Origin of the sequence: Rathayibacter sp. AY1A2 (assembly GCF_002930935.1) — a bacterium.
In the GTDB taxonomy this organism is placed as follows: Bacteria; Actinomycetota; Actinomycetes; order Actinomycetales; family Microbacteriaceae; genus Rathayibacter.
In genome coordinates this window covers 1-20,295 of record NZ_PSTP01000016.1, presented here as the reverse complement: position 1 = coordinate 20,295, position 20,295 = coordinate 1, and the positions used below count along the sequence as shown (strand labels likewise).

Here is a 20,295-nt window from a genome sequence, read left to right as displayed (position 1 = left end):
GATATGACTGACACCCCGCGCGGCCTCTCGCGCCGCCTCCTGCTCGCCGCCTCCGCTGTCGGAGCCGCCGCGACCGCCTCCGCGCTGGTGGCGACCCCGGCGCTCGCCGCGCCGAACTACAGCGTGATCCCGAGGCTCCCGGGCGAGGTCTCGCGCCTCGACACCGTCCGCTCAGAGTCCGGCGGCAAGCCGTACGAGGTCATCGACGTGAAGATCGGCAACGATCCCGCGCGCCTCTTCGTGCCGCACAGCGCTGTGCCGGGCAAGAACCTCTCGGTGCCGGTCGTCTGGTACTACCACGCGAGCGGGAGCGACTGGAAGGCGCTCTCCGGCGCCTACAAGAACTCTGCCGAAAAGCTCGTGGACCAGGGATTCGTCAGCATCTGCCCGCAGTACAGCGGCAGCAGCGCTTACACGAGCGCCCCCGCACTCGCCGCTCAGAAGGCTGCCGTCGAGTGGGTGACGAGCCAGTGGTCGATCCGCGCGAGCTTCCTCCGTTCGAATTCCGGCGGCGGCGCTCTGCTCTGCTGGGCCTACGCGAACCGTCTGGTCCCGAACATCTACGGCGCCTACCACGCCAGCGGCGTCTACAACATCGAGGATACCGAAGCGCGCGACCCCGGCCGCGTCCTCGCTGCGTACGGCGGCAACGTGAACGCACTGCGCGCGGGCAACCCGTCGCGCCTGCCGCAGTCCCTCTGGACGGGCACGCGCCTGCGGATCACCGCCGGTTCGGCCGACACTCTCGTGCCGGCCGAGCTCCACGGCGGACGGCTGCGCCGCCTCGCTCAGCCCGTCGCGCGAGAGACGACCATCGCGTACCACTCCGGTGACGGGGGCCAGTTCGGTCACGTCGTGCCCCCCTTCACGAACAACGACATGGTTCAGACCTTCCGCCGCTGGCTCCAGGAGGGCCCCGCCTGATCCGCGGCAGGACCGACGCGACCCCTCTTCCCCGGGGGTCGGCGCCAGGGTCGAGCAGTGGAGGAGGAGGGCACGGCATCGCAGGCGTCCCAGCCGCCGAGAGGCGGCTCGCGAGGGCATCGCGATCCTCATCGAGGCCGACGGGACCACTCCCGTGAGCGCCGCACCGCCCGCCCCCTCCTCCACCACTCCGCTCCGACGCCAGAAGGACTCCCTGACGTGATCGACATCCTCCCGCGACGACTCCTCGTCGGCGCGCTCTTCTCGGTCGCCCTGGTGATCGTCCTCGGGATGGGGTACATCTTCTCGACCCGGGAGCCGGCCACCGGCCTCCTGGTGATCGCCGCCGGAGTCGGCGGCATCGTCGGCGCCTACGTTCTGCTGCGGGTCCCCGCGCACTGGCTGCCGGCGATGGCGCTCGCGTTCTTCGCGCTCGTCCCGACGCCGCTCACCCCCTCGACCCTGACGTTCCGCATGACGCTCTGGGCGGTCATCCTCGTGATCTGGGCGATCCGGCGCGGGCTCGCTCCCGAGCTGTGGCGCGCCCCCGTCAAGGCGTGGACCCGCGAGCTCGTGCTCTCCCCGTGGCGGGCCGTGGTGATCCTCGCGTTCATCGCCCTCATGCTCTGGTCGGCCGTCGCGACCGTGCGCAGCTCCTTCGCGAGCGAGGGCGTCTCGTGGCTGTTCAGCTTCGCGATCTGCGTGGGCGTGCCGATGCTCGTCTTCGACGCCCAGCGCGAGGCCGTGCTGCTGCGCAAGACGTGGGTGATCCTCTCCGGGCTGCTCGCCCTCTACGCCGCCCTCGAGCTGGTCGCGCAGAGCTCCCCGATCCTCGGTGCCGTCTACGGTGCCCTCGGCTACGAGCAGGACCAGCACTGGTCGCTCTACCGCGCCGAGATCACCTTCGGCCACCCGCTGCTCGCCGGCACCTTCCTCACCGTGGGCGCCGGTCTCGCGTTCGGCTCCTGGCTCCAGGGCTCCCGCAAGTCGGACCTGCTGCTGGGCATCTTGGCCTCGGGCGGCGTCGTCGCGACCGTCTCGCGCGGACCGATGGCGGCCATCGCCGTCGCGGTCATCGTCGCGCTCGTCGCCGTGGGCTTCCTCAACCCGAACCGCTCGCTGCTCCGGCCCGGCTCGATCCTGATCGCCGGGCTCGTCGCGGGTGTCGGAGTCCTGAACTTCGAGCCCGTCACCGCCCGCAACAACAACCTCGACGCCTCCATCTCGGCCGGCGCCCGCGACCTCGCGGTGACCGTGTCGCTGAAGGCGGCCGAGCTCACGCACTGGCTCGGCTCCGGAGCGGCGACGTCCGGCATCAGCGGCAGGCGGTTCTCGGACGTCGTCATCGAGAACTCGTTCCTGCAGCTGCTGATCAGCGTCGGCATCCCCGGCCTGCTGCTCTTCGTGATCATGGTGGCCGCGATGTTCGGCGCCACGCTCAGCCGTCGCGACGTCGGTCCTGCGGCGGGCCTGCTCGGCTTCATGGTCTGCCTCGCCGGCTACAACGCCATCGACGCGGTCCGCCCCAGCCACCTGCTCCTGGGCTTCCTCGTCATCATCTGCCTGAACCCGGTGCACGTCCCCGACTTCTCGAAGGGCATCCGGATGCGCCAGCCTCTCGGGGCGCGGATCTTCGACGCGCCGATGGCCGTCGGGATGCGGGGCGACCGGTGAGCCGCCGCTCCCGCAGGAACGACTCGTCGCCGGCCGCGCTCGTCGTCCAGCAGTCGCTCGCGCCGCCGGACTCGACCACGCAGTACGTCGACTCGATCGTCGACGGCCTCGCGCCCGGCGTCGAGCTGCTGTTCTTCTCCTGGCGCAGCGCCCTGCTCGCCGACTACGACGTGCTGCACGTGCACTGGCCCGAGCTGATGATCCGCGGCCGCAGCCCGCTGCACCGCTTCCTCCGCCGCCGCGCCCTCGACGTGCTGCTCGTGCGCCTCGCACTCCAGCGCATCCCGCTCGTGCGCACGGTGCACAACCTGCACCCGCACGAGCTCGGTCCCGCCGCCGAGCGCCGCTCGCTGGCCCGGATCGACCGCGCGACCGACCTGTTCGTCCGCCTGAACCCCACGACCGTCACTCCCGGCCGGGCGCCCGCCGTCACCGTGCTGCACGGGCACTACCGCGACCAGTTCGCCCAGCACCCGCTGCCCGAGCGCGAGCACGGCCGCGTCCTCTACTTCGGCATCATCCGCCCGTACAAGGGCGTCGTCGAGCTGATCGACGTGTTCCGCGGCGTGGAGGACGACTCCCTCTCCCTGCACGTGGTCGGCAGCCCCAGCACGGGCCAGCGCGAGCTGGTCGAGGAGCGGGCCGCCCGCGACACCCGGGTGCGCACCACGCTCCGCCGGGTCGACGACGCCGAGATGGTCGACGAGATCGGCCGGGCCGAGCTGATCGTCCTGCCCTACCGCGAGATGCACAACTCCGGCTCGATCCTGGTCGCCCTCTCGCTCGGCCGGCCGATCCTGGTGCCGCGCACGCCCACCAACACGGCCCTGGCCGAGGAGGTCGGCAGCGACTGGGTGATCGAGTACGACGGCGATCTCACGCCCGAGCTGATCACCTCCGCGCTCGAGCGCACGCGCACCCGTCCGACGGAGGGGCTCCCCGCCCTCTCCGGTCGCGACTGGGACGTGCTCGGACTCCAGCTCAAGAAGGCCTACGAGGGCGCGATCGCCACCAAGAAGGGCTCGACCCGATGACCGGGACCACGCAGAAGCCGTCTCCGAGCCTCGGCCGCTCCGCGAGCCGCGGCGCCGCCGTCACCATCGGCGGGCAGGCGATCCGCATCGCCGTCCAGCTGGGCAGCATCGTCGTCCTCGCGCGCCTGCTCGCGCCGGCCGACTACGGCCTGCTCGCGATGGTCACGGCGATCATCGGCATCGGCGAGATCTTCCGCGACTTCGGCCTCTCCTCCGCCGCCATCCAGGCGAAGGAGATCACGCCGGGCCAGAAGAGCAACCTGTTCTGGATGAACGCGGGCATCGGCCTCACCCTCACCCTGCTGGTCATCGCGGCCTCCTGGCCGATCGCCGCCCTCTACGGCGACGACCGGCTCCAGCTGCTGACCGTCGTGCTCTCCTCGACGTTCCTCCTCAACGGGATCTCGACGCAGTTCCGCGCCGACCTCGCCCGGCACCTCCGCTTCGTGAAGCTCACCCTGGTCGACATCGTCGGCCAGGTGCTGGGCCTCGTGGTCGGCGTGCTGATGGCGCTCGGCGGCGCCGGCTACTGGGCGCTGGCCGCGAGCCAGGTCGTGCAGCCGCTCATCGGCGTGCTGATGCTGGTCTTCATCACGGGCTGGCGTCCCGGCCGCTACCGCCGCGGCGAGGCGATGGGCCACTTCCTCCGCTACGGAGGCGGCGTCTTCGCGACCCAGGCGCTGACCTACGCGAGCAAGAACGTCGACTCCGTCATCATCGGCGCGCGCTTCGGCCCGGTCGACCTGGGCCTCTACAACCGCGCGTTCCAGCTGATGATGCTGCCGCTGCAGCAGCTGAACGCCCCGGCGCAGCGCGTCGCCCTGCCCGTGCTCTCCAAGCTGCAGGACGAGCGCGAGCGGTTCCGCACGTTCATCCTCTTCGGCCAGTCGGCGATGCTGACGGTGATGGGCCTCGTGCTCGCCGTCCTCGGCTCCCAGTCCGACTCGGTCATCCGGATCCTGCTGGGGGAGCGCTGGCTCGCCTCGGTCCCGATCTTCCAGATCCTGCTCGTGGCCGGGTTCTTCCAGGCCACGGCGTACTGCTCCTGGTGGGTGTTCCTCTCCAAGGGCCTCGTGCGCCAGAGCGTCTGGTACAGCCTGGCGACCCGCCCGCTGATGGTCGTCCTGATCCTGCTCGGCTCCAACTGGGGAGTGACGGGCGTCGCGGTCGCGTACGCCGGCTCGCTCGCCCTCACCTGGCCGATCGCGCTGATCTGGATCGGCCGCACCTCCGACGCCCCCGCCCGCGAGATGTTCACCAACGGCCTCCGCAGCGGCATCGCGTTCGGCTCGATCACGGTGGGCTCCTTCTTCTCCACCGTCTGGATCGCCGCCGACCAGCCCGTCCTCCGCCTCCTCGTGGGCGGTGCCGCCGTCCTGGTCGGGGTCGGGCTCTGGATGCTGATCCTCCCCGCGTTCCGCCGCCAGATCCTCGGCCTCGCCGACCTGCGCCGCCACTTCCGCCGCAGCCGCCCGGCCGCCGCTCCCGCCCCGGCCACGGTCGACGCCACCAGCCCCACCGGCGACAGCGCGCTGGTCGACGGAGCCGTCACGGCCGGCACCCCCGACTCCGAGCGGCCTCCCGCCGCCGTTCCCCCCACCGAAAGAGATCGATGAAACTCAAGCTCGGCGTCGTCAAGTCCTGGAAGAAGGACTTCGTCACGACGACCCGCCTGCCCGCCCGCCGCGACGCGGCGGTGCTCCGCGCCGCCCTCGCGGACCTCCGACCAGAGCCCGAGTCGCACCTCGTGATCGCCGCTCCCGGCAGCGGCAACATCGGCGACCAGGCGATGCTGGAGGCGTTCCTCGAGAACACCACCGGTCCCGTCGTGGTCGTCCAGCGCTACGCCGGCGACGTCGTGATCCCCGAGGAGCAGGCCGACCGGGTCGAGGTCGTCGAGCTCCCGCACCTGGTCTACGGAGTGGGCGACGCGCACGCCGCCGACCTCCGCGCCTACGCCGCGCTGATCCGCCGCGCCCGCTCGGTCTCGGTCGTCGGCGCCGACATGATGGACGGCAAGTACAGCCTCCGCGGCTCGGTCCGCCGCTCCCTGCTCGCGCAGGCGGCCGCCGAGGCAGGGGTGCCCACGCGCATCCTCGGCTTCTCCTGGAACGCGGCGGCCCGCCTCGCCGCCCGCCGCTCCCTGATCGCCGCCTCCCGCGCCGGCGTCGTCCCGATGCTCCGCGATCCGCTCTCGGCGGAGCGCGCCCGGAGCATCGGCGTGCAGCGCGTCGAGGAGGTCACGGACATCGTCTTCTCGGCGCGCACCCGCGACCGCAGCTTCCGCGAGGGGCTGGGGCTGCCCGAGGGCGTCCCCTTCGCTCTCGTGAACGCGAGCGCCCTCGTCGCCGGCATGGTCGACCAGGTGCCGGAGTACGAGCGCATCGTCGACCGCCTCCGCGCCGCCGGCGTGCATGTCGTGCTCCTCCCGCACGTCTCCCGCCCCATCGGCGACGACAAGGTGGCCGTTCGCGCGGTCGCCGAGCGCGTGGGATCCGAGGGCGTCACCGTCGTCGACCGCGTGCTCATGCCCGCCGAGATCCGCGGCCTCGCCGAGGACGCCCTGCTGACCGTCACCGGCCGCATGCACCTCGCGATCATGTCGCTCTCGCTCGGCGTCCCCGCGATCACCCTCGCCACCCAGGGCAAGGTCGAGGGCATCATGCGCCTCATCGGCCTGCCGCAGCTGTGCGTCGAGCCGGTCCCCGGCTTCGCCGACCGCGTCCTCCCGGTGATCGACCGCATCCTCGCGGAGCCGGGCGACGGCGGCGTGCGCGCCACCATCGACGCGGCCATGCCCGAGGTGCGCCGCCTCTCGGCGCTCAACACCCGCGGCCTCGGCGCGGAGGTCGTGCGATGAGCGCGGCGCAGGAGAAGGGACCGCGCATGCGGATCATGTTCGTCGTCACGTCGCTGCACGGCGGCGGGGCCGAGTTCGTCGCCCGCACCTGGATGGGCTGGCTCCTCGAGCAGGGCCACCACGTCGACGTCGTCACCACCTCGGTGAAGGGCACCGACGAGTACCTCCCCGAGGGCGCGGTGCTGCACCGTATCGGCGAGGGCAAGGGCCACGTCGGCAAGGCGCGGATGCTCAAGGAGCTGTTCCGCCGCCGCACCCCCGACGTCGCGGTCGCCCTGCAGGGCTACCCGAACATCGTGCTCCTGGCCTCGGCCGAGATGACCGCGAAGGCGGACCGCCCGAAGACCATCGTGAGCGAGCGCAACCTCGTCTCGCTCGGCATCCCGGGCTTCTCGAGGACCCAGAAGGTGCAGCTCGGGCTCGCCAAGACGCTCTACCGCCGCGCCGACCACGTCATCGCGATCTCGCACCCCGTCGCGGGCGAGCTCGTCGCCGGCTTCGGCGTCTCGGGCGAGCGCTGCACCGTCGTGCCGAACCCGGCGACCGCCAAGGTCGACCGCTCCCGCCAGGTCTCGCGCACCCCCGGCACTGCGGCGGGCCTGCAGATCGTGCTGCCCTGCCGCCTCGTCGTCCAGAAGCGCCCCGAGCTCGCGATCCTCGCGGCCGAGGAGCTGGAGCGCCGCGGCATCCCCGCGAAGGTCGTCTCCTTCGGCGGCGGCCCGCTGCTCGGCAGCATGAAGGCGGAGGCGACCGCGCGCGGCGTGGACTTCCAGGACATGGGCTGGGTCGAGGACTGGTTCCACCACTTCGACGAGAACGCCGTCGTGCTGCTCCCGTCGCTGCGCGAGGGCTTCGGCAACGTGCTGGTCGAGGCGGCCGCCGCCGGCGTCCCCTCGGTCGCCGTGTCCGGGGCGCTCGGAGTCGCGGACGCGATCGTCCCCGGCCTGACCGGCGAGCTCGCGCTCACCCCCTCCGCCTCCGACCTCGCCGACGCGCTGATCCGCGCGAGCGAGCTCGAGATCACCGGCATCGACCGCTGGCTCGACCGCTTCTCGCTGGAGTCCAGCGGCCGCGACCTCGAGACGGTGCTCCGCCGGGTCGTGGGGCAGAAGTGACCCTCGTCTCGGTGGTGGTCCCGGCGCACCAGGAGGAGGCGCACCTCGCCTCCGCCCTGGAGCGCCTGCTGCGGCAGACCCACGCCGAGCTCGAGATCCTCGTGGTCGACGACGCCTCGACCGACGGGACCGAGGCGATCGGCCGCGCGTTCGCCGAGGAGCACGAGCGGATCCGCTACCTCCGCCAGGACGAGAACCAGGGCGTCGCCGCCGCTCGCGAGCGCGCCGTCGGCGAGGCCGCCGGCGAGTGGGTCTGGCTGGTCGACGCCGACGACGAGTGGCCGGAGACCGCGGTCGAGGCCATGCTCTCGGCGGGGGAGGCGGGCCGCGCCGACGTGGTGGTCGCCCAGGCGGTCACGGTCGACGCCACCGGATCCACGCCCGTCGGCTCCCTGCGCGGCCCGCTCGCGCTCTCGGGCCGGGGCGCCTTCACCGCGCTCCTGGTCGGGGAGCTGACCGGGCACCTCTGGAACAAGCTGTTCCGCCGCGAGCTGTTCGACGGCATCGAGTTCACGCGGATCCGCCAGCACTCGGACCAGGCGCAGGTCGCGCAGCTGCTCGCCGCGGCCGACGAGGTCGTCGTCGTCCCCGACTCCGTCTACGAGTACCGCCTCCGCTCGGGCTCGATCATCCGCTCGGGCGCGAAGCGCGCCGACTCGCTCGCCGGGCTCGCCGCCGTGATCGAGCGGACGGCCCGCGGGCTCGACCCGCGCCTCCTCGACTCGCAGGACTACTCCTACTACCGCGCGCGCTTCTCCCTGCTCTCCCGCTTCAAGGACGCCACCTCGGGCGCGCACAGCCCCGAGGAGGCCGACCGGCTCTGGCGGGCCGCGCACGACGAGGCGGGGCTCCGGCACCTGGTCGCGCTCGTGCGCCGGCGCGACCTCAAGCGCTCCGTCCTCTTCGGGCTCGCCGCCGCGGCGCCCGCGCTCTACCGAGCGGCGATGAGCGCCGGGAACGGACGCCGGTGACCGTCGTCTCCCCGGTGCGCGGAGAGGCCGGAGTGCGCTTCCCGGCAATCGAGTCCTCGTCACTATTCCGTCGAATGTGCGGCGCGGACGATACACCCTTAGTCTTGATCCTCGGTCGCCTTCTGCGACCGAGCCTGCGTCCTTCTCTGAGCCTTGTTCACCTCGGATGGAATTCACGAGCGGTACGACCGGGCACAAGGGGGAGAGAATGAAGCTGCTGAAGCCTACGGGCGGGGCCCGACGCGAATGGGTGGATTTCGCCAAGGGTGCCGCCATCCTGATGGTCGTGTATTACCACACGTCGTTGTACCTCGGTGACATAGGGGTCGAGAACACTCTCGGCCGCATCAAGGTCGTGTTCGAGCTGTTCCCGATGCCCCTCTTCTTCCTGGTGTCCGGTCTCTTCGGCTCGCGCATCCGCACCTGGAGCTTCGGCGACCTCTGGCGCCGCAGGCTGTACCCGCTGCTCTGGCTCTACGTGGTCTGGTCCGTGATCCGCATGGCCTTCTACCTGGTCGTGCCGCTCGCGAACGGCGGACTCGGCGAGCTCCCCGCGACCGACCCGCTCAACCTGCTCCTGCTGTTCTTCTGGCCCAGCAGCAGCTACTGGTTCATCTACGGCCTCGTCCTCTTCACGCTCGGCGCGTGGCTCCTGCGCAAGGTCGACCACCGCGTGCAGGTCGCCCTCGCCGCGGTGATGGGGACGATGTTCACCACCGGTCTCCTCAACACGACCAACGTGGGCTGGAACCGCATCGGCGCCCTGTTCGTCTTCTTCCTGGTGGGCACGCTCTACTCGAAGAGGATCATCGACTTCGTCGAGCAGAAGGGGAGCCGCGCGTTCCTCTACGTCACTCCGGTCTTCGTCGTGCTGAGCGCGGTGCTCTTCCTCTTCCCGATCCGCTGGGTGCCGTTCCTCGCCCTCGCCGGCCAGATGGCCGCCGTCGCGATGGGCATCCTCGTGTCGCGGGCCCTCTCCCGAGTGCGATTCCTGAACTTCTTCACGATCTGCGGCGAGCGCAGCCTGCACATCTACCTGCTGCACCTCTACTTCATCGTGATCGCCATCACGATCCTGCGGGTGATCCTCCCCGAGGACCGCTCCGAGATCGGCGGCTTCGAGGTGCCGCTGCTGCTGGTCGTGATGGTGCTCGCGGTCGTCCTCTCGCTCTTCGTGACCCGCTACCTCTCGAAGGTCAAGTGGATCTACGTCCCCCCGGCCGCCCTCGGCGGCCCCGGCAAGCGGCGCAAGCCCGTGCCCGTCCCTGCGCGCGGCCCCGGAGTCGTCTCCGATCCCGTCGCGGTCCCGGCCGATGAGCCCGGCACCTCCCCCAGTTACGAGAAGAAGAGAGCGGAGTCCCACGAGTGAAGACGACACGAGCACGCAGAGCCGGAGTCCTGGCGGCCGTCGTGGCCGTCGCCCTCGGGCTGGCCGGCTGCTCCTCGCAGCCCGAGCCCGTCCGCACGCCCGACGGCTTCACGACGGAGAAGGCGATCGAGTACCGCTCGGTCGACGGCGTCTCGCTGAAGGCCGACGCCTGCCTCCCCACCGCGGGCGGCACCGACCGCCCCGCGCTGCTGATGCTGCACGGCGGAGGGTTCGTCGACGGCGCCCGCGACGAGGGCGGGATGACCGAGCTCTGCGAGTACTACGCCGAGCGCGGCTTCGTCTCGGTCTCCGTCGACTACCGCCTCCTCCAGGACAGCCGGTACCCCGGCCAGATCGAGGACGCGCAGGCCGCCGTGGAGTGGCTGCGCGAGCCCGCGCAGGTCACGCGCTTCGGCCTCGACCCCGCCCGCATCGGCGTGATGGGCAGCTCCGCCGGAGCGATCATCGGAGCGACCATGGGCACGCTCGGCGAGGGCTCCCTCACCGAGGGCTCGCGGGTCAAGACGGTCGTCGCCTTCTCGGCGGTCGCCGACATGACCGAGACCGGGATGTCGCTGGGCACGCCGGTGCCCGAGGCGAAGGAGCAGATCCTCTCCTACCTGGACTGCGACGAGATCGACTCGACGACCTGCCCGCAGAGCATCCCCGCGTCGCCGATCACCTCGGTCGACTCCACGGACGCCCCGCAGATCTGGCTGACCTCCGAGGACGAGCTCGTCCCGGTCGAGCAGGCCGACGCGATGCAGGTCGCCCTGCAGGACGCCGGAGTGGCGTCCGAAGTCGGCGTGGACGGCTCCGGCCACCACGGGCTCCAGAACAACACCCCGAACAACAAGAAGGCGATCCTCGCCTTCCTGCAGGCCCACCTCTGATCCACCGCTCCCGCGCGAAACCTCGCGGCCGGTTCCGCGCAACGCGGACGACACATCACGACGCTACAGTCAGACCCCCTGCACTCCGGTGCAGTCGACGAAAGGGACACCACACACCATGACCTTGAACGGACTGTTCGCCGGCATCGGCCGGAGGTGGGTCTACATCGTCGCCTTCGCTCTGCTCGGCGCCGTGGCGGCCCTGGTACTCAACGCCGTCCTCCTCCCGCAGTACAAGGCGGACGCACGCGTGTACGTCGCGGTCTCCTCGTCCGGAGTCCTCTCGACCGCGGACCGGGTCGCGGCCAACAGCGCCGCCTCCCAGGCCACGGTCACCTCCGTCGCCCTCGGCACCTCGGACACCGTCCTGCAGGGCGTCATCGACGGCCTCGGCATCGACGAGCCCATCGAGGAATTCGCCAAGCGCGTGACCGTCCTCGCCGAGCCGGAGTCCGTGGTCATCACGATCTCGGCCACCGACCCCTCGCCCGAGCAGGCCGCGGTCATCGCCAACGCGGTCGCCGCCCAGCTCGACGCGGCCGTGAAGGGCGCCGATCCGGCGACCACCACGAACGGCGTCGCCGTCCCGCAGATCCAGCTCCAGGTGCTCAGCCAGGCGCTCCCGCCGGAGCTGCCGGTCACCGGTGGCATCCTCGTCCTGCTCGCGCTCGGCATCCTCGGCGGCGCCGTGGTCGGCGTGGGAGTGGCGATCGTGATGACCGCCCTCGACCGCCGCCTCCGCAGCGGCGACGACGTCCGCTCCGCGATCGACCGGCCGCTGCTGGGCATCGTCCCGGTCAAGGCCACCAAGCTCGACGAGATGCTGAACTCGACCGAGATCCCGGCCCGCTACTCGGCCGTGGCGTTCGAGCTCTCCGCCATCGCGCGCACCCGCTCGTACTCCTCCTTCGCGATCGCCCCGGCGTCCGAGAAGACCCCGCACACCGCCAGCGCGGTGCTGCTCGCCAAGGCGCTGGCCGTGCTCGGCTCGTCCGTCGTGATCGTGGACGGCACCGCCGAGGGCTCGGCTCTCGCTTCCGCCTCGGGCGGACGCCCGGGCCTGCGCGAGGTGCTCGCCGGAGCCGCCTCGCTCGACGACGCGATCATCAAGCGCTCGACCGACCGCGTCGACCTGCTCCCCGCGGGCGGCGCCCAGGCCGGCACGCCGATGCCGACCGACGCCCTCCGCGCGCTGGTCGAGGAGCTCGAGAAGGTCTACGACATCGTCCTGATCGTCACCGGCACCCTCGGCGCGACCGAGCAGTCGCCGACCTTCCGCGGCGTGGCCGACGGAGCCGTCCTCGTCCTGATCGAGGGCAAGGTCGACTCGCCCCAGGCCGCCGCCGACGTGCACTGGATCGAGACCGCCGGCACCCCCGTGGTCGGCGCGGTCGTCCTGGCCCGCCACAAGCTGCAGAAGGCCCCCGCGATCGTCTGATCGCGTCCTCGCACGCTGCGGAAGAGCGCACCCCGGCCCCGGCCGCGGTGCGCTCTTCCGCATCCGGGGACTGCGCGGTGCCCGGTGGGGGCCCGGCTTGCCCTCTGTCCGGGCCCAGCCGGCCCCTCCGACGCCTGGCCGGCACTCCAGCCCCCTCCACCCCTCCGCGAGCCCGTTCACTCCGCGAGCCCGCAGAACTCGCGGTACTCGCGCGCGACTCCGCCCACCTCCGCGGTCTCGGCAGGAGGCGGCGTCACCGTCCGGGCCCGCGGGCTCTCCGGGGCCCGGCCGACCGGTCCGTCCCTTTTCAGCGTCTCCAGCGCCCGCCGTGGCCTGATCACGTGCCTCACCGGCTTTCGGGAGCTCGCTCACCCCGCGAGCCCCCTCAAGTCGCAGTACTCGCGCGCGACTCCGCCCACTTCCGCGGACTCGACAGGAGGCGGCGTCGCCGTCCGGGCCCGCTCGACTCCCCGGGACCTGCCCGGCCCGTCCAGCCCTCTCCAGCGCCCGCCGTGGCCGGACCAGGTGCCTCACCGGCTCCCGGGAGCCCGCTCACCCCGCGAGTCCGCAGAAGTCGCCGTACTGGCGCGCGACTCCGCCGACTCCCGCGTGGTCGGCGGGAGGCGGGCACACGCAGAACCGCCGCCGTCGAGGGGACGACGGCGGCGGTTCTGCGCGCGGGGAGCGGATCAGGTCACGGCGTGCAGGCCACGTTCCCGATCAGGTCCTTCCCGGAGTTGGAGCAGCTCAGCGTGTTGCCGCTGGTGGACCAGTTGGACGGCTGGTGGAGGTAGACCACCGCGTTGCTGGTCTTCAGCGCGAGGTTGCCGCTGATGGTGTTGTCGTTGCCCGAGCCGTCGGCGCGGGTGATCACCTGGTAGCCGTAGGTGGTGGTGCCCGCGGCGGAGTTGCCCGCGGCCAGCCAGCTGTTTCCCGAGACCAGGATCAGCGAGACGACGTCCGAGGCGAGCCGCGATCCGCCGAGGACCGTGTTCCCGATGATGTCGCCGTCGAGGGTGCCCTCCTTGGCCTCGATCGGCTCGGCGCCGGTGTCGCTGATCGCGTTGTCCACGACCGTGATGCGGGCCGTGCGGTCAGGGTTGCAGCTGTTGTACTCGCACCAGTTGCGGTCGGAGGTGCCGACGTAGACGCCCTCGCCGTACTTGGCGGAGACGAGGCCGGTGCGGCGGATGGTGCTGCCGACGATCAGGGAGTCGGTGGTCTGGTTGCGGAAGTGGACCGCCTCGTAGCCGATCTCGCTCACCGTCAGGCCGGCCATCTGGACGCCGTTGCTGGCGAGCACCTGGATGCCCTGGAAGGAGCTGCGGACCGAGAAGCCCACGAGGTGCACGTCGCTCACCGTGTTCAGGATGAGCGCGGTGCCGCTCGAGGTGGATCCGGAGGTGAGGACCGCGTTGGGCGAGCCGCAGATCCAGATCGAGCCGGGCTGGGCGGCGGTGCCGCGGAGGGCGAACTTGCCGGTGTAGACGCCGTCGGCCAGGCGGATGACGTCGCCGGAGGAGGGGTTGGTCAGGGCCGTGACGAGCTGCGCCGAGGTCGACACCGTCTTGGTGGCGGCGGGGCAGTCGAAGGCCGCGAGCAGCGAGGCGCGGGAGGCGAGGAGGTCGGCCGAGGTGGTGGCCGACTCCTTCAGCCGCGAGTCGCGGCCGGCGTCGTCGGTCGCCGTGACGGTGTACGTGTAGGCGCGTCCCGCCTCGGCGGTCTCGTCGCGGTACTGGCGCACCGGGTCGGCGACGGTGCCGACGACCGTGTCGCCGGAGCCGTCCTCGTTCGAGCGGTGCACGTCGTACGAGACGACCCGCGAGCTGAAGGGCGCGTCCCAGGCGACGGTGTAGCCGTCGGTCAGGGGGGAGAGCTCCACGGCGTCGGTCGCGAGGCCGTCCTCGGCGAGGACGAACGCGTCGATGATCAGGTTCTTGTCGGTCGACTTGGAGTTCTTCGTCCCCGTGTAGGAGATGGTCACGGTGTGCGTGCCCTCGGCGAGGTCGGTCGTCTCGTAGACCGGCACCTGGTACTGCGCGGTCGAGCTGTAGCGGTCGACCTTGGTGACGGGTCCGCCGTCGACCGAGACCGCGGCGATGCCGGAGGAGGAGGTCTTCCGGCTGATCCAGCGCCACGACGTGCCGACGAAGGTGAACTTCACCGATCCGGCGGAGGTCAGGTACTTCATCCCGCCTCCGCTGTCGCCGCCGGCCATCGATCTCCACGAGCCGGTGTACTGCAGCGCGGGGTCGGTCTCCTGCACGAGGAGGCTGGTCGCTCCGGAGGGGTCGAGCACGGGGCCGTCGTCCTCGCCGCCGCCGGTCTCGTCGGTCGGCTCCTCGGTGGCGGGAGTCGCGCGGGTGATGTCGAACGCGTCGATGACGAGGTTCTTGTCGCTCGCGGAGCTGTTGGCCGTGCCGCTCCACGCGATCTTGACCGTGTGGACGGTGTCGGCGAGGTCCTTCTTCGTGAACACCGGGACCTGGTACGCCGTGGTCTTCGTGTACCGGTCGACCGAGGTGCTCGCGCCGTCGACCGTGACGGTGGCGATTCCGGCGGAGGCGGTGGTGCGGCTGACCCAGCTGAAGCCGGTGCCGCGGAAGCTGAACGAGACGGAGCCGGTGCTGTTGAGGAACTTGATCCCGCCGCCGCTGTCGCCGCCCGTCATCGTGCGCCACGAGCCGCTGTAGGTCAGCGAGGAGTTCGTCTCCTGGATCCGCGTGCTCTGCCCGGCGCCCGGGTCGAGAGTGGCCGCGGAGGCGGCGGGCGCCGTGAGGGGGGCGACCAGGATGCCGAGAGCGGCGATCAGAGCGGTGGTGAGGGAGAGGCGTGCGCGTCGTCGGCGAGGGCGGGTCGGGTCTGGCGTCGTCTGAGGATTCACGATCGGCTCCGGGTCTTCGAGGGGGCGTCGGGGGCGGTTCGAGGGGGCTGCTCAAGGGGGTGGTGCTGGTCCTCCCGACGCTATAGACGGGCCTTGCGACTGATGGCTGGATGAGACGGATTCAGGTTGTAGTGCCCCATTCGGGCGTGGTGGTCGGGCCTGTATCAGCGATTCCGCTGAAGGACTGGCGAACCGCCGCGCATGCGTGTACACGGAACGGTCACACGCGCTGTCGACGACGGATCGGAGGGCGGATGTCGGATCGGGAGGGGACTCCGGGGATGCCCGTCCGCGGAATGGACGAGGGGGAGTGCTGGTCGGTCGAGGAACGGCGACCCTACCCGGCGACTCTGGACACGGCCCCGGGCCGGGCCGCTGGGCGAGAGAATTGACCGGGCGTTCACCGGGCCGACCCCGCGCCGAAACACTGCGATGATGGGCTCTCCACTGGTGATCGCCGTCGCACCCGCGTCGCGGATCACCCGCCGCGGGCGAGCGGCGGTCCCGACGAGAGGGAGGACGCGATGGACACGGCCACGACCGCGACCGGCGACCGCCCGTCCACCCCGCCGTCCCGGGAGCGCCCGAGGCGCCCCCGGGTCCGCGCTCGCACCGTGATCGGACGGCTCCTGCTCGTCCCCCTCGTGATCCTCGCCCCCTTCGGCGCCGGGATCCCGCTCTACGTCACGCCCCCGATCGACCCGATCCCCGAGCAGGCGGACGCGGTCTTCGTGCTCGGCCCGTCCACGAGGGCGCGCGTCGAGTTCGCCCGCCGGATCATCACCTCCGGAGCGACGGACACGATGGTGCTCTCGGTCGGCCCCGGCGAGATGAACGCTCCCTACGAGGCCAAGAAGTACAAGAAGTGCAACGAGCCCGGCGGCGACGTCCTCTGCTACTCCGCCGACCCGCTCACGACCCAGGGAGAGGCCCGGCAGCTGCGCGACATGGCCGAGCAGTACGGCTGGGACCACGTCATCGTGATCACCAACGCCTCCCACCTCGTGCGCGCCGAGATGATCATCGAGCGCTGCTACTCCGGAGAGCTCTCGATGGTGCCCTCGGGCGAGCCGATGGGCCTGGACTACCTGGTGAACCAGTACGTCTACCAGACCGGCGCCTTCCTCAAGGCCTTCCTGGTCACCAACGGCTGTTGACGCGAGCACTCCTCCTCGAGCCGCCGAGCCCGCCTGCGCTAGTCTGCCCGGGGCGCCATCGGCCCCGAGCCCGCTCCTGCGGAGCCCGGCCGGCCCGGCCCACGACGGCAGCGCGGCAGGAGGATCGACCGGGGAGACCCGCGACGCTCCCCGCTCCGCACCGGTCACCCCCACGCGAACCCCTCCGAAAGGCCCGCCCGTGACACCTGCCCGATCGATCTTCGCCGTCGGCCGCGGCCAGTACGAGAACATCGGCGACATCATCCTGCGTCGCCAGCTCCTCGACTGGCTCCGCGAGTCGGGTCCGCTCCACGTCTACGTGGGCCACTCGCCGTGGGGCTACGACGACGGCCTGCGCCTGGGCCCGGACGACACGGTGTACCGCTCGCTCCTGCGCTGGTACGCGGCGCTCGCCCGCGAGGCCCTCGCCGGCCGGGCGAACTCGGTGTTCAAGCCGGGAGAGATCCAGCTGACCCTGATCGGGATGAAGGAGCACCTCGTGATGCTCCCGGGCATCGCCCTGGTGCGCCTCGGCGGCGGCCGCGTGATCCGCGCCGGCGTGGGCACCCGCAACTTCGCCCCGCTGCCCCGCGCGATCATGTGGCCCTCGATGGCGCTCTCGAGCTACACCCGCTGGCGCGACGACAAGACGGCCGGCTACATGCGCGTCGGCGCCGCCATGCCCGACCTCGGCTACGGCGAGGGCTCGAGCGACGCGGAGCTGACCGCGTTCGCCGCGCAGCCCGACGAGGAGCGGCGCGTTCTGGTCCTCTCCCTCCGCGAGGACCACGAGGTGGACGCCCGCCCCTATCCCGAGCAGGAGTGGCTGGCCGCGATCAAGGGCTTCGCCGAGCGCGAGGACCTCGACATCGTCGTCGTCACGCAGGTCGCCGTCGACGCCGAGCGCTCCCGCCGTCTCGCCGCCGACCTCGACGCGGACATCCTCGACTGGGATCCGGCGCACACCCACGACGAGCACGAGATCCTGCTGCGCGAGCTCTACCGCACGGCCCGCGTCGCGATGAGCGACCGGCTGCACGTGATCATCATGGCGTTCACCGAGGGCGCGGCCCCGGTGAGCCTGCAGATGGACGGATCGACGAAGGCCTCGCGCCACTTCGAGACCATCGGGATCCACGACGTCACGGTCGACATGTCCCGGACGACCCCGGCCGCCGGCGTCGAGACCTTCTCCGCCGTCGTCGCCCGCCGGAGCGAGCTGCTCGAGAAGCTGCTCGTCGCCCGCGGGCGCCTCCGCGGCGTCCGCGACGACATCCAGGCGCTGCTCGCCGTGCCGCCCCGCAGCCGCCCGGCCGCCGCGGCAGCCCCTGCCGGCCCGAAGACGCGGGTGTACCACGTCGGCCGCAGCGGAGAGGTCCCCGGAGGCATGACGCAGGTCGTCAACGGGTACCTGCGCTGGCCGTTCGAGCGCTCGGACGTCCGGGTGATCTCCTCCCGCACCGCTCCGGGCGAGCACGTCGCCGCGGCCCGCCTGGCCGCCGGCGCCGCCGCCCGCATCGTCGCGATCGCGCGCCGCGAGCCCGGCGCCGTGATCGTCGTCCACCTCTCGGAGCGCGGCTCGTTCCTCCGCGAGGGGTCCCTCCTCCGCCTCGCGCACCGCCTGGGCCTGCGCACGGTCGCCCACCTGCACGGCAGCGAGTTCGCCGCCTTCACCGCCGCGCACCCGCGCCTGGTGAAGGACGTGCTGCGCAGCGCGGACGAGATCATCTCGCTCTCGGAGGAGACCTCGGCGATCTGCCGCCGCTACGTCGCCGCCGAGCGCGTGCACCTCGTGCCCAACGCGCTCGAGCAGGGCACCCCGCGCGAGAAGACCCGCACCGTCGTCTTCGGCGGCGTCGTCAGCCACCGCAAGGGCGTCGACGTGCTGCAGAAGGCGTGGGCGCAGGTCGAGGGCAAGGAGGGCTGGCGCCTGCTGGTCGCCGGTCCGATCCGCGAGCCGGAGGTCGTCGACCGCGGCGTCCCGGGGATCGAGTTCCTCGGCTCGCTCGAGAACGCCCGCCTGCTCGCCCTGCTCGACGAGGCGTCCATCGCCGTCCTGCCCTCGCGCGACGAGGCGATGCCGATCTTCATCCTCGAGGCCCTCGCCCGCGACGCGGCCGTCGTCTCGACCGCGGTCGGCGGCATCCCCGAGGTCCTCGGCGACGGCTGCGGCCGCGTTGTCGCGCCCGGAGACGTCGAGGGCCTCGCCGCCGCGCTGACCGAGCTCATCACCGACGAGGACGCCCGGGCCGAGGTCGTCGAGAAGGCCGGGGCGCGCTTCCGCGAGCGCTTCTCCGCCGACGCCGTGTTCCCGCGGGTCGAGGAGGTCTGGCTCGGCTGAGCCGCCTGCGACTTCGCCCCGGATCGCGCCCCGGGCCCCGCTCCGGGCCTGGGCGGAGCCGCGGGAGCGTAAAATCGCTGGAGTCCGCGTCGCCGTGCCGTCGCGCGCCCAGCCGTCCGCTCCCGGACGCCTTCTCCCTCCATCCCAGAGAGGCTCGACCGTGGCCATCGCCGCCGACTCCGACCGCCGCCTGTGGACCCTGCCCCTCGCGCGCGCCGTGATCGCGGCGGTCGCCGGCTGCGTCGTCACCTTCTCGCCCGACCACGGGCCCGCCTTCGGCCTCGCCGTCTTCGGCGGCTTCGCGATCGCGACCGGCGCCGTCTCGCTCGCCCTCGGGCTCCGCAGCTGGAGCGGCCGGGCCCGCCCGCTCGCCCTCGGCTCCGCGGTGCTCACCCTGGTCGCCGGAGTCGCGGCGCTCGTCGCGCTCCCGGTCGCCAACCTGCTCTCCTTCGTCGCCCTCGTCGCCGGCTGGGCGCTGCTCTCCGGCTTCCTCGAGTTCTCGAGCGGCCGCCGCGGTCAGGGCCTCGCCGCCCGCGACTCCGTGATCGTCGGCGTCGGCACGATGCTGCTCGGCGCCGCCTTCGGACTCCTCCCGCCCCACCCCGTCGTCACCGTCGGCCTCCTCGGCGCCTACGCCGTGATGGTCGCCGTGTTCCTCGCCATCGCGGCGTTCTCGCTCAAATGGGCCGCCGGCGCCGACGCAGCCACCGGACACGATCCCGTCGCCCCCACGACACCGACCTCCGGAGGAGACCGATGACCGCCGAAGGCCAGCAGCCCGACCCCGCCTCTCCCGCCGACCGCGCCTCGGCCGCCGACTCCGCCCCGGCGCGCGACCCCGGCGAGTTCACGCCCCGCACGTTCCAGCCGACCCGCAAGGACCGCCTGCGCCCGCTCGAGCTCATCGGCTTCTCCGCGGTGATGGCGGCCTTCGTCGGTCTGGTCGTCATGCTCTCGACCCGCGAGCCGGTCGTCGCGCTCATCTCGTTCGGCGTCGCCTTCATCGTCGTGCTCGTCGCGATCGCCATGTTCTCGCTGACCTTCAAGCCGGACGAGGCCGAGATCGCGGACATCGACGAGCAGGACTCCGCACACTAGGTGAGGGACGGCTCCGCCGTCACCTAGTCGGCCGGGAGCACAGCATCGCGGGTGGAGGGTCCCTTCCGCCGCGCCTGCTGATCGAGCAGCCCGCAGGGCGTCTCGGGATCCGCCGCGCACGCGAGCGCGTTCCCGCCTGAGGCCGCTCCGTGCTCCCCTCCGCGGAGTGCCCGCCGTTCATGCTGATCGAGCAGCCCGGAGGGCGTCTCGAGATCCCGCCTGCGCATGCGGGCGCCGCTTCCGCGTCGGTGGTCGCGCGTAGCGTGCGGAGGGTGGCGGAGGCGATCGGGCGGTGGTGGCAGCGGCGGCGGTTCTCGCGCGGCGCCGACGTCCCCTACGCGGTCGGCACCTACCGGGAGGCGTGGGCGTCCTACCCCGTCCTGGTGCGGCAGTACCGGCCCGAGTACAACGAGGGCATCGTGCTCAGCCAGATCCCGCCCGCGGCCGACGTGTACCTGTGCTGGCTCTGCGACGCCGGACACGTCTTCGTCGCCACTCCCGAGGAGCAGCGCCACCGTCCCGGCCGGGAGCGGCGCC

At 72.0% G+C, this 20,295-nt stretch carries 15 protein-coding genes and 1 pseudogene; 15 read left to right on the top strand and 1 reads right to left on the bottom strand.

Annotated features, from left to right (window positions below; translation table 11 throughout):
• The first annotated feature begins 3 nt into the window (after positions 1-3).
• From C5B93_RS12815 to C5B93_RS12770, 10 genes are all read left to right on the top strand, one after another.
• Positions 4-924: a hypothetical protein gene (locus C5B93_RS12815; RefSeq protein ID WP_104249975.1), complete on the top strand. Its 921-nt coding sequence runs from the start codon at positions 4-6 to the stop codon at positions 922-924.
• A 219-nt stretch (positions 925-1,143) separates the two neighbouring features.
• Entirely contained in the window at positions 1,144-2,598 is a 1,455-nt protein-coding gene (locus C5B93_RS12810) for an O-antigen ligase (RefSeq protein WP_104233540.1), read from the top strand.
• Positions 2,595-3,632: a glycosyltransferase gene (locus C5B93_RS12805; protein ID WP_104292619.1), complete on the top strand. Its 1,038-nt coding sequence runs from the start codon at positions 2,595-2,597 to the stop codon at positions 3,630-3,632. The genes C5B93_RS12810 and C5B93_RS12805 overlap by 4 nt, the downstream gene beginning before the upstream one ends.
• The gene (locus C5B93_RS17830; protein WP_104233542.1) at positions 3,629-5,248 is read left to right on the top strand and encodes a lipopolysaccharide biosynthesis protein; all 1,620 of its coding nucleotides are present in this window, start codon (positions 3,629-3,631) and stop codon (positions 5,246-5,248) included. The genes C5B93_RS12805 and C5B93_RS17830 overlap by 4 nt, the downstream gene beginning before the upstream one ends.
• On the top strand, positions 5,245-6,492 hold the full coding sequence (locus C5B93_RS12795) for a polysaccharide pyruvyl transferase family protein (RefSeq protein ID WP_104233543.1): 1,248 nt from the start codon (positions 5,245-5,247) through the stop codon (positions 6,490-6,492). Before C5B93_RS17830 ends, C5B93_RS12795 begins: the two co-directional genes overlap by 4 nt.
• Positions 6,493-6,518: 26 nt before the next feature.
• Entirely contained in the window at positions 6,519-7,607 is a 1,089-nt protein-coding gene (locus tag C5B93_RS12790; protein ID WP_181067812.1) for a glycosyltransferase, read from the top strand.
• Positions 7,604-8,578, top strand: a complete 975-nt coding sequence (locus tag C5B93_RS12785; protein WP_181068399.1) for a glycosyltransferase family 2 protein — start codon at positions 7,604-7,606, stop codon at positions 8,576-8,578. Before C5B93_RS12790 ends, C5B93_RS12785 begins: the two co-directional genes overlap by 4 nt.
• A 250-nt stretch (positions 8,579-8,828) precedes the next feature.
• The gene (locus C5B93_RS12780) at positions 8,829-9,947 is read left to right on the top strand and encodes an acyltransferase family protein (RefSeq protein WP_181068398.1); all 1,119 of its coding nucleotides are present in this window, start codon (positions 8,829-8,831) and stop codon (positions 9,945-9,947) included.
• Positions 9,944-10,840, top strand: a complete 897-nt coding sequence (locus C5B93_RS12775; protein ID WP_104247646.1) for an alpha/beta hydrolase — start codon at positions 9,944-9,946, stop codon at positions 10,838-10,840. The genes C5B93_RS12780 and C5B93_RS12775 overlap by 4 nt, the downstream gene beginning before the upstream one ends.
• A gap of 118 nt (positions 10,841-10,958) precedes the next feature.
• A complete protein-coding gene (locus C5B93_RS12770; protein WP_104233544.1) occupies positions 10,959-12,278 on the top strand; it encodes a Wzz/FepE/Etk N-terminal domain-containing protein in 1,320 nt (439 codons plus the stop codon).
• Between the two features lie 694 nt (positions 12,279-12,972).
• Here the strand turns inward: C5B93_RS12770 and C5B93_RS12765 are convergent.
• The gene (locus tag C5B93_RS12765) at positions 12,973-15,162 is read right to left on the bottom strand and encodes a hypothetical protein (protein WP_104292617.1); all 2,190 of its coding nucleotides are present in this window, start codon (positions 15,160-15,162) and stop codon (positions 12,973-12,975) included.
• Between the two features lie 524 nt (positions 15,163-15,686).
• Between C5B93_RS12765 and C5B93_RS12760 the strand changes: the two genes are divergently transcribed.
• The 5 genes and pseudogenes from C5B93_RS12760 to C5B93_RS12740 all read left to right on the top strand — a co-directional run.
• A complete protein-coding gene (locus tag C5B93_RS12760; RefSeq protein WP_104292616.1) occupies positions 15,687-16,319 on the top strand; it encodes a YdcF family protein in 633 nt (210 codons plus the stop codon).
• 199 nt (positions 16,320-16,518) lie between these two features.
• Positions 16,519-18,660: a glycosyltransferase family 4 protein gene (locus C5B93_RS12755; protein ID WP_104292615.1), complete on the top strand. Its 2,142-nt coding sequence runs from the start codon at positions 16,519-16,521 to the stop codon at positions 18,658-18,660.
• A gap of 160 nt (positions 18,661-18,820) precedes the next feature.
• The gene (locus C5B93_RS12750) at positions 18,821-19,420 is read left to right on the top strand and encodes a DUF308 domain-containing protein (protein WP_104225185.1); all 600 of its coding nucleotides are present in this window, start codon (positions 18,821-18,823) and stop codon (positions 19,418-19,420) included.
• Positions 19,417-19,758 (top strand): hypothetical protein, encoded by a 342-nt coding sequence (locus tag C5B93_RS17695; protein WP_258059918.1) that lies wholly within the window; start codon positions 19,417-19,419, stop codon positions 19,756-19,758. Before C5B93_RS12750 ends, C5B93_RS17695 begins: the two co-directional genes overlap by 4 nt.
• Positions 19,759-20,030: 272 nt before the next feature.
• Positions 20,031-20,295: pseudogene (locus tag C5B93_RS12740) on the top strand (hypothetical protein); the annotation flags it as partial.